Below are 13,960 nucleotides of genomic sequence, written 5' to 3' on the forward strand. Positions count from 1 at the left end.
CCGCAAGGGATTTCGAGGCAGGCGGACTTCCGACTTTAGCGGCGCCCGGGCCGCTCGCCAAGGGCTATTCGTCACTCTGAAAAATAAACATCAAAAAAGCGTCAAAGTGCTTTTTCCTGTCACGCTTTTTGGAGTATTACGGACTCAGACCGCCGAAACCTGCGACACAGGTGGCGTCTCCCAAGACTCCTTGTGTGTGCGGCTCACCTCCAACCCGGATGGGTGGATTTCGGTGGTTCTTCGAGGCGCGATACCCGATGGTATGGCGTCGACTGGCTCCCACATAAGGTGACCGAGTATGGATGACCGCGGACGCAGCCCTTCCTCCAACCAGCCAATCCTTTACGTACTCGATACCAATGTATTGATTCACGATCCCAACGCCCTGCTGAATTTCGAAGAACACCATGTCGTGATCCCGATGACCGTCCTGGAGGAGCTGGACAAGCTCAAGAGCGGGCATCACAGCGTGGCCGCCGAGTGCCGCCAGGCGATTCGCCTGATCGACAAGACCCTGGGCGAGGCCTCGCCCGAGGATGTCGAGCTGGGGGTGCCGATCCAGCGTGGCAAGGGCGATCCGAAGGGCTTGCTGTCGATCCTGATGAGCAAGCGCAACGAGCCCAACAGCCTGCTGCCGGACAACCTCAACGACAACATCATCATCAACCAGTTGGTCGATCTGCACGCGCGCAACAAGGACTTGTCCGTGGTGCTGGTGACCAAGGACATCAACATGCGCCTCAAGGCGCGGGCCTGCGGGATCGCCGCCGAGGACTACAGCACCGACCAGCTGGTGGACGACGTGGAGCTGTTGCCCAACGGCTTCCACAACATGAGCGGTTCGTTCTGGGACCGGGTGAGCAAGGTCGAGACCCGCCAGGATCACGGTCGGACCTGGCACCAGGTGCAGTTGAACGACGAGCTGCCGGTGGTGCACATCAATGAGTTCATCATCGACGAGCAGGGCTTCGTCGGCTGGGTCAAGGAAATCCGCGACGGTGTGATGCTGATCCTCGACCTGCACCAGGAGCCCCTGCTGCACCAGGAGGCCTGGGGCCTGAAGCCCCGTGATATCTACCAGGCCCTGGCCTTGTACGCGCTGCTCGATCCGGACATCCACCTGGTCAACCTGTCCGGCGCTGCCGGCTCCGGCAAGACCATCCTGGCCCTGGCCGCTGCCATCGAGCAGACCATGGTCAGCAAGCGCTACCGGCGCATCATCGCCACCCGCAGCGTGCAGGGGCTGGACCAGGAGATCGGCTTCCTGCCGGGCACCGAGGCGGAGAAGATGGAGCCCTGGCTCGGCGCGATCACCGACAACCTCGAGGCCCTGCACATGGATGACGAGAGCACCCATGGCAGCGTCGACTACATCCTCAGCAAGGTGCCGTTGCAGTTCAAATCCCTGAACTACATTCGCGGTCGCAGTTTCCAACAGAGCCTGATCCTGATCGACGAATGCCAGAACCTCACCCCGCACCAGATGAAGACCATCATCACCCGTGCCGGCGCCGGTTCCAAAGTGGTGTGCCTGGGCAACCTGGCGCAGATCGATACCCCTTACCTGTCGGCCACCAGCTCCGGGCTGACCTACCTCACCGAACGCTTCAAGGACTTCCCCAACGGCGTGCACATCACCCTGCAAGGGGTGCCGCGCTCGATCCTGGCCGAATACGCCGAAAGCCACCTGTAGTTTCCTCCCACACCTGCCACGGGCGGCCTTTGGGCCGCCCGTTTTGCATTCGCCTGCGGGGCCTGGGGTATCCTGCGTTCCCGCCGTGAACCTGGAACGCCCGGATGGCCACTGTTTCCCTGCGCAATATCGACCTGAACCTGTTGGTGGTGCTCGATGCACTGCTGACGGAGAAGCACGTGACCCGCACCGGCGAGCGCCTGCACCTGAGCCAGCCGGCCATCAGCCACTCCCTGGGCAAGTTGCGCTCGCTCCTGGACGACCCGCTGCTGATCCGCCAGGGCAACGATGTGTTGCTCAGCCCACTGGCCCGCAGCCTGCAAGCGCCGCTCAAGGAAATCCTCAGCCAGATAGAGACCCTGCTGGGCAAGTCCATCGACTTCGACCCGGCCGCTTCCCAGCGCATCTTCCACCTGGCGATGTCCGACTACGGCGCGGCGATCGTGCTGCCCCGGTTGCTGGTGCGCCTGCGCCAGGAGGCTCCGCTGATGCGGGTGGTGGTGACCCAGGGCAGCCGCCACGAAATGTTCGAGCAAGTGGTGCAGGGCAAGCTGGACCTGGCCCTGGGGGTGTTTCCCGACCTGTCGGAGGAGGTGGTCAAGGAGGTGCTGTTCGAGGAGACCTTCAGCTGCCTGCTGGATCGCACGACCCTGGGCCCCGATGGCACCCTGGACCTGGCGCAGTACCTGGCCCGGCCGCATTTGCAGGTGTCGATGGATGGCTGTTTCAACGGCGAAGTCGATCATCGCCTGCGGGATAAGGGCTTGCAGCGCCAGATCGTGGTCAGCGTGCCCCATTGGGGCACGGCGCCGGGAATGATCCGTGGCACCGACCTGATCCTCACGGTGGCCAGTCGTACCCTGGATGAGCTGGCGCTGGAGGATGGCCTGGTGCGCCTGGCGCCGCCGATGCAGGTGCCGGCGTTCAATTTTGTCCAGGTCTGGCATGGGCGCTCCCGTGACGACCCGGCCCATGCCTGGCTGCGCGAGCAGATCCGCCTTGCCAGCGTGGCCGGACCCTGAGGAGGCGTCAGCCGCGGACGGTGATCACGAAACCGCCGATCACCACCAGCACGCCGAAGAGCTTCTGCAGGCTGATGTCCTTTTGCGGCAGGCCCACCAGGCCGAAGTAATCGATGATCAGCGAGATCAGTAGCTGGCCGATGATCACCGCCATGATGAAGTTGAGCGCTCCCAGGCGTGGCGCCATCAGCAGCGCCACGGTGATGTAGAGCACCCCGGCCAGGCCCCCGAGCCAGATCCACCAGGGCCCCTGGGCGGCGGCCAGCAGGTTGGGCCGAGGCACCTTGATGAACAGCAGCAGCACGCCCAGGGCCAGCAGGCTCACCAGCAGCGAGATGCCGGTGGCCCAGAGTGGATGCCCCAGCAGGCTGCCCAGCCGGGCGTTGGTTCCAGCCTGCAGGGGCACGGCGAAACCGGCGAGCAGGCTGAGCAGGATCGGGATGAGCAAGGCCATGAAGAAGTTCCTCTGTGTCGTTGCCTGACCTTGTACGCGGATGCTGGCAGCGGCTCCAATTCGCTGTTCTGATGTGGGCCATTCGTCGGGTCGATTCCGGGCCGCAGGGCCCTGGTGGCGGCAGATTGTCCCGTGCGGAAAACTGACCGGCGGGTTTACAATCGCCCCACCTGATCAGGAGTAACGCCGTGCTGACTCATCTCGATTCCCAAGGGCGCGCCAATATGGTCGACGTCACCGACAAGGCCGTGACGTTTCGCGAAGCGACGGCCGAAGCCCGGGTGCGCATGCTCCCGCAAACCTTGCAGATGATCGTCAGCGGCGGTCATCCCAAGGGCGATGTGTTCGCCGTGGCGCGGATCGCCGGGATCCAGGCCGCGAAGAAGACCAGCGACCTGATTCCCCTGTGCCATCCGTTGATGCTCACCAGCGTCAAGGTCGAGCTGCGCGCCGAGGGCGAGGACAGCGTGCACATCGTGGCGCGCTGCAAGTTGTCGGGGCAGACCGGGGTGGAGATGGAGGCGCTGACCGCCGCCAGTGTCGCCGCGCTGACGATCTACGACATGTGCAAGGCCGTGGACCGGGGCATGATCATCGAGGGCGTGCGGGTGCTGGAGAAACTCGGCGGCAAGAGCGGCCACTACCAGGCGGAGCCGGCATGAAGATCAAGGTGAAATTCTTTGCCCGTTATCGCGAGGCCATCGGCCTGGATGAAACCCTGGTCGACGGCGAGTTCCGTACCGTCGAGGATGTGCGCCAGCACCTGCTGCAAGGCGTGGGCGCCCCGGTGCTGGGGGAGCAGAACCTGATGTGCGCGCGCAACGAGGAGTTGTGCCCGTTGGCCGAACCCCTGGCCGACGGCGATGAAGTGGCGTTCTTTCCCACCGTGACCGGAGGCTGACATGGGCATTCGGGTACAGGACGCGGCATTCGATCCCGGTGCCGAACTCAATGCCATGCACGCGGCCAATGTCGGCGTTGGCGCGGTGGTGGGCTTCGTCGGCTACGTGCGTGATTTCAACGATGGCCAGGATGTCCACGGGATGTTCCTCGAGCACTATCCGGGCATGACCGAGAAGGCCCTGGCCAAGATCGCCGAGGAGGCCGGGCTGCGCTGGCCGTTGCTCAAGCTGGAGATCCTGCACCGCATCGGCGCCCTGGCCCCGGGCGAGCCGATCGTCTTCGTCGCCGCGGCCAGCGCCCATCGCCAGGCGGCCTTCGACGCGTGTGCCTTCGTGATGGATTACCTCAAGACCCGGGCGCCGTTCTGGAAGAAGGAGCAGACCGCCGATGGCCCGCGCTGGGTCGAGGGCCGGCACAGTGACCAGGCCGCCGCCGAGCGCTGGGAAGACTGATCCAGTACACGCCTTGGCGCATTCCTGCGCCTTGCGCAACACCTGCCAAGCCGCGCGCCTGTTCCTGGTGATCACCAGGTGCAGGCGTTGCTGTGCCCCGTTGACGATGTGTACATTAAAGTCCAGTATGGATTTCAAAGTACAAAACAGCTCTGCCGTTCCACCTCTTCTTTCTGTCTTGCCAAACCAACAACAATTCGCGAGAGAACGAACATGAAAAAACTCCCCCTCATCAGCGGCCTGGTCCTGGGCCTGTTGGCGTGCACCCAGCTCTCGGCCGCCGAGAAGACCCTGCGCTTCGGGATCGAGGCCGCCTATCCACCCTTCGCCTTCAAGACCGCCGAAGGCAAGATCGGGGGCTTCGACTACGACATCGGCAATGCCCTGTGCGCGCAGATGCAGGTCAAGTGCGAGTGGACCGAGGTCGAGTTCGATGGGCTGATTCCATCGCTGAAGGTGAAGAAGATCGATGCCGCGCTGTCGTCCATGACCATCACTGCCGAGCGCCGCAAGTCGGTGGATTTCACCCACAGGTACTACTTCACCTCGTCGCGCCTGGTGATGAAGAAAGGCGCCGTGGTGGACGACCAGTACCAGAGCCTCAAGGGCAAGACCATCGGTGTGCAGCGTTCCACCACCACCGACCGCTACGCCACCGAGGTCCTGGAGCCCAAGGGCATCAAGGTAGTGCGCTACAGCAATAACGAAGAGATCTACATGGACCTGGCGGCGGGGCGCCTGGATGCGATCTTCGCTGACACCATTCCGCTGGAGGATTTCCTGTCGATGCCCCGCGGCGCCGACTATGCCTTCGTCGGCCCGGAGCTCAAGGATCCGAAGTACGTCGGCGAGGGCGCCGGGATCGCTGTGCGCAAGGGTAACGAGCAACTGGTGGGCGAGCTGGACAAGGCCATCGCCGGCATCCGCGCCAACGGCGAGTATCAGAAGATCCAGGCCAAGTACTTCAAGTCGGATATCTACGGCGACTGATGCCGCAGGCGTTTGCGAGCGATCGCTCCCAGGGGCGCTCGCTCGCCGAGGATCACTGTTCCTTGAGTTCCTTGAGGTGCTTGTACACCGTCGCCCGGCCCATGTTCAGCACGTTGGCCACATAGTTGGCGGCACTCTTGCCCTTGAATGCGCCTTCGGCGTGCAGCGCCAGCACCAGTTCACGCTTGTGGTCGCGGGTCAGCAGGTTCAGGCCCAGCTGGCGCTCGCGCAGCCAGTTGTGCAGGAAGGTGTTGATCCGTTCCTGCCAGTCATCGCGAAACAGTGAGTCCGGCTGCGGGATCAGCTTGCTCGGAGACAGGAACAGGTCCAGCGCGGCCTTGGCATTCTCGAACAGCGAGATGTTCAGGTTGATGCACAGCACCGCCAGCGGCTGGCCCTTGGTGTCGCGCAGCACGGTGCTCAGGCTGCGGATCTTCTGGCCGTCCCAGTTGAGCTTTTCGTAGGGGCCGATGTTCCGTTCATCGCTGTCGCCGCTGAGCATGTCTTCCAGGGCCGCATCGTCACCCACTTCACGCTTGGACAGATTGTTGGCGATGTAGTCGACCTTCTGCGTGCGCAAGTCGTGGAGCACCACTTCGGCGTGGGGAAAGAACAGGGTGGCAATGGCGTCGGCGATCGCCCGGAAATTGTCCAGGACAGGGTCCTTGGCGGGTGTAGTCATGGGTGTACTCCTGGCGGCTTCAGCGCCCGCCGCTGGCGGGCGCTGGGAGTGTGCCGCAATCGTCCGGGCGCGTCATCCCGGGGTGTCAGCCCAGGCGGGCAGGGGACAGCATGGCGGTGTCCAGGCCGAAATCAGCCAACTCTTGCGGCAGTGCTGCGCCACGCACCAGGGCGGCGCTGGCCTGGCCCATGGCCGGTGAGGTCTGGATGCCGTAGCCGCCTTGGCCGGCCACCCAGAACAGCCCGGGCACTTGCGGGTCGAACCCGGCCAGCAGGTCGCCATCGCTGACGAAGCTGCGCAGGCCGGCCCAGGTCCGGGTCGGCCGGCGGATGCTCAAGGTGGTGGCTTCTTCGATCTGGTGGATGCCCAGGGCGATGTCCAGCTCTTCGGGCTGTACATCGTGGGGCGGCACCGGGTCGGCATTGGCCGGTGAGCCGAGGAACATGCCGGCATCGGGTTTCATGTAGAAGGATTCGTCGAGGCTGACCAGCATCGGCCAGTGCTGGCAGTCCGGGTCTTGCGGGCCGGCGAAGATGAACGCGGCGCGGCGCTTGGGCTGCAGGCCCAGTGGCCGGGCACCGGCGAGGACGCCGACCTGATCGGCCCAGGCACCGGCGGCGTTGATCAACACCGGGGCGCTGAAGGTCTGGCCGCTGGTGCGTACCAGCCAGTGGCCCTGGGCATCGCGCTCCAGCCCCAGGACTTCGCAATCGGTATGCAGTTGGCCCTGGTTGCGCCGGATGCCACGCAGGTAGCCCTGGTGCAGGGCATCGGTGTCGATGTCGCTGGCAGTCGGGTCGTAGAGGGCGCCGTGGACCTTTTCACGGCGCAGGATCGGCAGGCGCGCGCAAGCTTCGTCGGCGTCGAGCAGTTGCATCTGCGGCACGCTGGCCTTGGCGCTCAGGTACTGGCGCTGCAACTCGTCGGGATCGTTGTCGAAGTCCACGGTCATTTCGCCTCGCGGGCTCAACAGCGGATGCTCGCAGAAGCCTTCGGGCGGTTGGTCGAAGAACGCCCGGCTGGCCAGGGTCAGGGCGCGGACCTGGGGCGTGCCATAGGCGGCGGTGTAGAGGGCGGCGGAGCGGCCGGTGGAGTGATAGCCCGGATGAGACTCGCGCTCCAGCACCAGGACCCGACCATGGGGCGACAGCCAGTAACCGGTGGAGGCTCCGGCGATTCCGCCGCCGATGATGATGAAATCTGCCTGGATCATGCAAAACTCCGAAAAATACCCATGGGCTGTTACGACTGGCGCTGCAAGTGGTACAGGGCATTGGCCAGGGCGATGTCTTCCAGGCCCAGCCCGATGGAGCGGAAGAACACATGGCGCTCGCCGTGCGGACGCTTGGCCTGGCCGCTGAGCAGTTCCGGCAGGTCGCCAAGGATCATGTCGCTGTCCCAGCCGTGCTGCTCGCTGGCGACCAGCATCTCGCCGGCCGAGCCTGGGGTGGTGCGCCGATAGTCGCAGTACACCTGCATGTCTGGCAGCGCGGCGGGTGGGACCTCATGGGCACGTGGCGCATTGGTGCTGATGGAGGTGATCAGCGCTGGCTTGTCGAGTTGGCTGGGGTCGATTACCGGCCCGGCGGATGAGGTGCAGAGCAGGATCACGTCGGCCTGCTCCAGGGCTTTGTCGCGCTGGCGGGTTATTTCAAGGCGGGGGTCGAGGGCCTTCCAGCGGGCGGAGTCTGCCTCGGACTTGTGCGCCAGGTTCGGTGAATAGACGCGGATGCTCTGCCAATCTCGCAGGCCTTGTACATAGCGCAGGTGGGCCTGGGCCACGGGGCCGCTGCCGATGATCGCCAGGCGCCGGGCCGTGGCGTCGGCCAGGGCGTCCACCGCGACTGCCGTAGTGGCCGCGGTGCGTGCGGTGGTCAGTTCGCCCGCATCGCACAACAGCAGCGGTTGGCCGCTGTCCATGGACATCAGCAAGGTCCAGGCGGTGACCAACGGGCCTTCGGCGCGAACGATATAGGGGGAGGTCTTGACCCCATAGACCCGGTCTTCGGCCATGACCCCGAGATAGTTGATGAAGTCCCCGGCGCCCTGGGGGAATTCCACCCGTTGCTGGGCGGGTTGTACGGCGTGACCGGCGGCCAGGTCGCGGAACATCTTGCGCAGGATCTGCGGCACGTCGAGCTGCTCCAGCAACTGGCGGGCCTGGGGCTGGGCAATCACGAATGGCGTACTGGACATCGCGGAACTCCGTTTTTATAAACTTATTTGTCCATTATGGACTTTTAGTTTATTCGGGCAATATCCAGGCGAAAAAAAACGCAGCCCCAAGGCTGCGTCTTTACTGGGCCAGGTCCGCTTGGACTCAGGCTTGCGGGCGCTTGCGCTCCACGGCGCGCAGCAGCTCGGTGGGCGGCATTTCGCAACTGATCTTGCGCCCCAGCAGCTCCTCGATCGCTGGCAGTTGGTAGGAGTCGTCTTCGCCGGCGAAGCTGATGGATACGCCGTCGGCACCGGCCCGGCCGGTCCGGCCGATGCGGTGCACGTAGTCGTCGGGGACTTCCGGCAGGGTGAAGTTGATCACGTGGCTGATGCCGTCGATGTGGATGCCGCGGCCGGCGACGTCAGTGGCCACCAGGACCCGGATCTTGCCTTCGCGGAAGCCTTCCAGGGTCTTGATCCTTTTGTGCTGCGGCACGTCGCCGGAGAGCTGGGCGGCGTTGACGCCGTCACGCACCAGGCGTTCCTCGATGCGCCGCACTTCATCCTTGCGGTTGGCGAAGACCATCACCCGCTCCCAGCCGTTGTCGTTGACCAGGTTGTACAGCAGCTTGTACTTGTCGGCACCGGCCACGGCGTAGATGTGCTGCTCGACGTTGGCGTTGGCGACGTTCTCGGCTTCGATCTCGACGATCGCCGGGTCGGTGGTCCACTGCTTGGCCAGGTTCATCACGTCGTCGGTGAAGGTGGCGGAGAACAGCAGGGTCTGGCGTTCGCTCTTGGGCGGGGTCTGGCGGATGATCTGCCGCACCTGGGGGATGAAGCCCATGTCGAGCATGCGGTCGGCTTCGTCCAGCACCATCACCTCGACCATGTCCAGGTGCACGTCGCCGCGCTGGTTGAAGTCCAGCAGGCGGCCAGGGGTGGCTACCAGGATGTCGCAGTGGCGGGCTTCGAGCTGCTTGAGCTGCTTGTCGAAGTCCATGCCGCCGACGAAGGTCATCACGTTCAGGCCGGTGTACTTGGTCAGGGCCGCGGCGTCCTTGGCGATCTGCACCACCAGTTCCCGGGTCGGCGCGATGACCAGCGCCCGCGGCTCGCCCATGTAGCGTTCCTTGGGCGGCGGGGTCTGCAGCAGCTGGGTGATGATCGAGATCAGGAACGCGGCGGTCTTGCCGGTGCCGGTCTGGGCGCGACCGATGGCGTCCTTGCCCGCCAGGGTGAAGCCCAGTACCTGGGCCTGGATCGGCGTGCAGTAGGGGAAACCCAGGTCGTGGATGGCGTGCATCAGTTCCGGGGTGAGCTTGAAGTCGTGGAAGCGGGTCTTGCCTTCCTGGGGCTCGACCACGAAGTCTTCCAGCTTCCAGGTGCTCACCGGCGGTTTTGGGGCGCGTGGACGACGCTGCTCGGCCTTGGGTTTTTCCGCGCGCGGCGCCTTGGGAGTGGAAGGGGCGGCCGGTGTGGTCACCGGTTCTTTATTAGTGGCGGTAGCGGGCGCGCTCCGTTCCGGCTGATGGCCGTCATGGCGGCTGCTGGAGGGGGTGATGGGGGCGCTGGGGCTTGGCGCGCTTGGCTCTGCCTCGCTTTTACCGAAGATTTTCTTGAGTGCTTTGAGCACGGTCATCTCATCAATTGGTTAAGGAATGTACGCCGGCCAGTGTAATGCAAGAAACGGGCGCGGCGTAGTCTGTTGCTCGCCATGTGAACGACGGGCGGTTTTTTAGCGCAGACGCTCGCTCAACCAGGTGCCGATGTCGCGGATTTCCTCGGGCAACACTTCATGTTCCATCGGGTATTCCTGCCAGGTGGCGCTCACGCCGTGCTGCTTGAGGTATTCATAGGCCGTGCGTCCCATGGCGTTCTGCACCACTTCGTCATATTGGCCGTGCAGCGCCAGTACCGGAATCCGTTGCTGGCTGGCCGACAGGTGCAGTTCGTCGCTGAACGTCGGGGCATAGGTCGAGAGTGCCAACACCCCGCCCAGTGGACCTTGCCATCTGAGGAAGGCGGTGTGCAGCACCACTGCGCCGCCCTGGGAGAAGCCGGCGAGGAAGATTCGCGAGGCATCGATGCCGCTGGCCCGTTGCTCCTCGATCAGGCGGATGACTTCGTCGGCGGACTCTTCGAGTTGCTCGCGGCTGATGGCCCGGGCCGGGTTCATGGCCAGGATGTCGTACCAGCTGGGCATGGCGTAGCCGCCATTGATGGTCACGGCCCGCGTGGGGGCCTGGGGCAGGACGAAGCGGGTGCTCAGCAGTGTCTCTTGCAGCGCCTCGGCCACCGGCAGGAAGTCGTAGCGATCCGCGCCCAGGCCGTGAAGCCAGATCACGCAGGCATCGGCAGGCTTGCTGGGCTGAAGAATCAGGGGCTGGGTCATGGTTGCTCCAATTGTGTGCGTACGCGCCGGCCCGGGCATGGTCCAGGGGCGCGGCTAGTTGATCGGTGAGGGTGGCGCCAGGGCCAGCGGTTGCTGGCGTAACACTAACAGGCTGGCGCCGGCCTGGGGATAGCCAGCTATGTCCTTCAACTTGCAGGATGAGGTACAGGAGGAATTGCAAGACAGAACATTGAACTCCGAGAAAAGCCTGAATACCATGTCGGGCAATTCGTCCAATGATTGGATGATACGAGTAAATGCCATGAGTGAAATGCCTCCTTTGATCAAGCGTTCCCTGGTCGACCAAGCCCTGGAGCAGTTGCGCCTGCGGATCACCCAGGGCGCCTGGGCCATCGGCCAGCGCCTGCCCACCGAGCCGGAACTGGCGGCCGAGCTGGGCATCAGCCGCAACACGGTGCGCGAGGCGATGCGGGTCCTGGCGTTTTCCGGGTTGATCGACGTGCGCCAGGGCGACGGCAGTTACCTGCGGGCGGTGGCCGATCCCCTGGATATGCTCCAGGCCTTGTCCCAGTGCTCCCTGGAGCATGCCCGGGAAACCCGGCAGATCCTCGAGGTGGAGGCGGTAGGGCTGGCGGCCCTGCGTCGTACCGAACAGGACCTCAAGGAGCTGGCCATCGCCCTGGATGACAGCAGCGGGCACTTTCATGGCGACCTGGATCGCTACATCGCCTGCGACCTGGTGTTTCACCAGCGCCTGGTGGATGCCGCGCACAACCCGACGCTCAGCCAGCTGTACCGCTATTTCTCCAGCGTGGTGGGGGCGCAGTTGCGCCAGACCCTGAATGTCACGCCTCGGCGCCAGGATATCTTCGACCGGCATCAGCACCTGCTCGATGCCATCGAACAAGGCGATGCCGAACGCGCCAAGAACATTTCCCGCCAAATGATCAACGAATCCTGAAGCCGAGACTGACCATGTCCAACCACCAGGCATCCGCCCATACCCCGCCGCCTCCGGAACTGCTGATCGACGCCGAGGCCGACGATGAAGAAGTGCAGCAGGCTCCCCCGGTGCTGCGTCGCCCCTGGCTGTTGCTGCTGGGGTTGATCCTGGTGGCGCTGAACCTGCGGCCGGCGCTGTCGAGCATGGCGCCGCTGCTCAGTGATGTATCGCAGCACCTGGGGCTGTCGGCAGCCAAGGCCGGTTTGCTGACCACCCTGCCAGTGTTGTGCCTGGGGCTGTTCGCGCCGCTGGCGCCTGTGCTGGCCCGGCGTTTCGGCGCCGAGCGGGTGGTGCTGGGGATCTTGCTGACCCTGGCCCTGGGCATCGTCGTGCGCAGTTCTTTCGGTGAGGTCGGGGTGTTCGCCGGGAGCATCCTGGCGGGCGCCAGCATCGGGGTGATCGGCGTGTTGCTGCCGGGTATCGTCAAGCGTGATTTCGCGCGCCATGCCGGGACCATGACCGGGGTCTACACCATGGCCCTGTGCCTGGGCGCCGCCATGGCCGCGGGGGCTACCGTGCCCTTGAGCCATGCCTTTGGCGACAGCTGGGCCATGGGCCTGGGTTTCTGGGTGGTGCCGGCGCTGGTGGCGGGGGTGTTCTGGCTGCCCCAGGTCGGGCAGAAGCACGGCGCCCATCATGTGGCTTTTCGTGTACGCGGTCTGTTGCGTGATCGTCTGGCCTGGCAGGTGACCCTGTACATGGGCCTGCAGTCTTCCCTGGCCTACATCGTGTTCGGCTGGTTGCCGTCGATTCTCATCGGTCGCGGCCTGAGCCCGACCCAGGCGGGACTTGTGCTGTCGGGCTCGGTGATCGTGCAGTTGATCAGCTCCCTGGCCGCTCCCTGGCTGGCGACCCGGGGCAAGGACCAGCGCCTGGCCATCGTGATCGTCATGCTGATGACCCTGGGCGGCCTGTTCGGTTGCCTGTATGCGCCGCTCGATGGCCTGTGGGGCTGGGCGATCCTGCTGGGCCTGGGCCAGGGCGGTACCTTCAGCCTGGCCCTGACCCTGATCGTGCTGCGCTCGCGTGATCCTCATGTGGCCGCCAATCTGTCGAGCATGGCCCAGGGCATCGGCTACACCCTGGCCTCCATGGGGCCGTTCGCGGTGGGCCTGGTGCACGACTGGACCGGGGGCTGGAACGCCGTGGGCTGGATTTTCGCGGTGTTGGGGAGCGGAGCCATCATCGCCGGGCTGGGTGCTGGTCGCGCACTTTATGTACAGGTGCAGAGCGAAAGAATCTGACTGGCCTCACTACCGGTATTTACAGGGTAAATGCCGGTAGTGTTCCAGCGGCTTGCGGATTATCGTGCAGGCATTCCACGTCCCTTCGGAGTCTGTCCATGAGTGATGCCCATCGCGCCCTGATCAGCGAGTTCTACCAGGCTTTCCAGCGCCTGGATGCCGAGGCCATGAGCGCCTGCTACACCGAGGATGTGCTGTTCAGCGATCCGGCCTTTGGCGAGCTGCGCGGGCGTGATGCCGGTGATATGTGGCGCATGCTGGCCTCGCGGGCCAAGGATTTTTCCCTGACATTCGACAGCGTGCGTGCCGATGAGCGCAGCGGTGGCGCGCACTGGGTGGCGACCTACCTGTTCAGTCAGACCGGGCGCACCGTGGTCAATGATATCCAGGCGCGTTTCGTGTTTCGCGACGGCAAGATCTGCGAGCACCACGATCATTTCGACATGTGGCGCTGGGCCCGCCAGGCCCTGGGCACCCAAGGCCTTCTGCTGGGCTGGACACCGCTGCTCAAGAATGCCGTGCGCGCCCAGGCGCGCAAGGGTTTGAAGGCCTTCCAGAGCGGTCGCTGAATCCATCCTCTGTTAAGATCGCGGCTTGTTATCCACAAGCCCGATGCCTTTCGTGACCAGCCCCGATCCGTCCTCCGTCGCTTGCGCCGTGCCACCGGCGCCGGCCAGCAAACCCTGGTTCGTCTACCTGGTGCGGGCGGCCAATGGCGCCTTGTACTGCGGTATCAGCGACGATCCACAGCGGCGTTTTGCCAAGCATCAAAGCGGCAAGGGCGCGCGCTTCTTCCTCTCCAGCCCGGCGGTCGCGCTGGTCTACACCGAGGCCTGTCGCGACAAGAGCGAAGCCCTGCGCCAGGAGCGGCTGATCAAGAAGCTCAAGAAGAGTGCCAAGGAGTGCCTGGTGGCGGGGGCGGCTGCATCATCAATCTGACTGATGGTTTCCCATCAGTCGAATTCGTAGGTCATCGACTGATTGCGCGCTAAGCTCAAGCCTCT

The 13,960-nt window shown here is 64.4% G+C and carries 16 protein-coding genes; 10 read left to right on the forward strand and 6 right to left on the reverse strand.

Annotated elements, in window-relative coordinates:
• Positions 1-298 precede the first annotated feature (298 nt).
• Positions 299-1,693: a PhoH family protein gene (locus tag ATY02_RS06280; protein WP_068583191.1), complete on the forward strand. Its 1,395-nt coding sequence runs from the start codon at positions 299-301 to the stop codon at positions 1,691-1,693.
• A 104-nt stretch (positions 1,694-1,797) separates the two neighbouring features.
• Positions 1,798-2,715 carry a LysR family transcriptional regulator gene (locus ATY02_RS06285; RefSeq protein ID WP_022642444.1) on the forward strand — a complete coding sequence of 306 codons (918 nt, stop codon included), beginning with the start codon at positions 1,798-1,800 and terminating at the stop codon, positions 2,713-2,715.
• Positions 2,716-2,722: 7 nt separating this feature from the next.
• On the opposite strand, the gene ATY02_RS06290 is transcribed toward ATY02_RS06285, so the two are convergent.
• Positions 2,723-3,169, reverse strand: coding sequence for a DMT family transporter (locus ATY02_RS06290; RefSeq protein ID WP_022642445.1), 447 nt, complete (start codon positions 3,167-3,169; stop codon positions 2,723-2,725).
• A gap of 188 nt (positions 3,170-3,357) precedes the next feature.
• Between ATY02_RS06290 and moaC the strand changes: the two genes are divergently transcribed.
• The 4 genes from moaC to ATY02_RS06310 all read left to right on the forward strand — a co-directional run bounded on the left by moaC (position 3,358) and on the right by ATY02_RS06310 (position 5,514).
• Positions 3,358-3,831: a cyclic pyranopterin monophosphate synthase MoaC gene (moaC, locus tag ATY02_RS06295; RefSeq protein WP_068583260.1), complete on the forward strand. Its 474-nt coding sequence runs from the start codon at positions 3,358-3,360 to the stop codon at positions 3,829-3,831.
• A complete protein-coding gene (locus tag ATY02_RS06300; RefSeq protein WP_068583265.1) occupies positions 3,828-4,070 on the forward strand; it encodes a MoaD/ThiS family protein in 243 nt (80 codons plus the stop codon). Before moaC ends, ATY02_RS06300 begins: the two co-directional genes overlap by 4 nt.
• 1 nt (position 4,071) lies before the next feature.
• Positions 4,072-4,524 carry a molybdopterin synthase catalytic subunit MoaE gene (moaE, locus tag ATY02_RS06305; RefSeq protein ID WP_068583267.1) on the forward strand — a complete coding sequence of 151 codons (453 nt, stop codon included), beginning with the start codon at positions 4,072-4,074 and terminating at the stop codon, positions 4,522-4,524.
• Between the two features lie 213 nt (positions 4,525-4,737).
• Positions 4,738-5,514 (forward strand): ABC transporter substrate-binding protein, encoded by a 777-nt coding sequence (locus tag ATY02_RS06310; RefSeq protein WP_068583269.1) that lies wholly within the window; start codon positions 4,738-4,740, stop codon positions 5,512-5,514.
• Positions 5,515-5,566: 52 nt separating this feature from the next.
• On the opposite strand, the gene ATY02_RS06315 is transcribed toward ATY02_RS06310, so the two are convergent.
• From ATY02_RS06315 to ATY02_RS06335, 5 genes are all read right to left on the reverse strand, one after another.
• Positions 5,567-6,196, reverse strand: coding sequence for a helix-turn-helix transcriptional regulator (locus tag ATY02_RS06315; protein WP_068608077.1), 630 nt, complete (start codon positions 6,194-6,196; stop codon positions 5,567-5,569).
• A gap of 85 nt (positions 6,197-6,281) precedes the next feature.
• Entirely contained in the window at positions 6,282-7,409 is a 1,128-nt protein-coding gene (locus tag ATY02_RS06320) for an NAD(P)/FAD-dependent oxidoreductase (protein ID WP_068583471.1), read from the reverse strand.
• 29 nt (positions 7,410-7,438) lie between these two features.
• Positions 7,439-8,392 (reverse strand): ornithine cyclodeaminase family protein, encoded by a 954-nt coding sequence (locus ATY02_RS06325; protein WP_068583475.1) that lies wholly within the window; start codon positions 8,390-8,392, stop codon positions 7,439-7,441.
• A 124-nt stretch (positions 8,393-8,516) separates the two neighbouring features.
• A complete protein-coding gene (rhlB, locus tag ATY02_RS06330; protein WP_068583478.1) occupies positions 8,517-9,995 on the reverse strand; it encodes an ATP-dependent RNA helicase RhlB in 1,479 nt (492 codons plus the stop codon).
• Between the two features lie 96 nt (positions 9,996-10,091).
• On the reverse strand, positions 10,092-10,748 hold the full coding sequence (locus tag ATY02_RS06335) for an alpha/beta hydrolase (protein ID WP_068583482.1): 657 nt from the start codon (positions 10,746-10,748) through the stop codon (positions 10,092-10,094).
• Between the two features lie 262 nt (positions 10,749-11,010).
• On the opposite strand from ATY02_RS06335, the gene ATY02_RS06340 reads away from it, so the two are divergent.
• From ATY02_RS06340 to ATY02_RS06355, 4 genes are all read left to right on the forward strand, one after another.
• The gene (locus ATY02_RS06340; RefSeq protein ID WP_068583486.1) at positions 11,011-11,670 is read left to right on the forward strand and encodes a FadR/GntR family transcriptional regulator; all 660 of its coding nucleotides are present in this window, start codon (positions 11,011-11,013) and stop codon (positions 11,668-11,670) included.
• Between the two features lie 14 nt (positions 11,671-11,684).
• A complete protein-coding gene (locus ATY02_RS06345; RefSeq protein ID WP_068583490.1) occupies positions 11,685-12,956 on the forward strand; it encodes a CynX/NimT family MFS transporter in 1,272 nt (423 codons plus the stop codon).
• Positions 12,957-13,054: 98 nt separating this feature from the next.
• Complete coding sequence (locus ATY02_RS06350) at positions 13,055-13,525, forward strand: nuclear transport factor 2 family protein (RefSeq protein WP_068583492.1); 471 nt, start codon at positions 13,055-13,057, stop codon at positions 13,523-13,525.
• A 52-nt stretch (positions 13,526-13,577) separates the two neighbouring features.
• On the forward strand, positions 13,578-13,895 hold the full coding sequence (locus tag ATY02_RS06355) for a GIY-YIG nuclease family protein (protein WP_068583765.1): 318 nt from the start codon (positions 13,578-13,580) through the stop codon (positions 13,893-13,895).
• Positions 13,896-13,960: the final 65 nt, after the last annotated feature.

Source organism: Pseudomonas sp. BIOMIG1BAC (assembly GCF_001705995.2).
In the GTDB taxonomy this organism is placed as follows: Bacteria; Pseudomonadota; Gammaproteobacteria; order Pseudomonadales; family Pseudomonadaceae; genus Aquipseudomonas; species Aquipseudomonas sessilinigenes.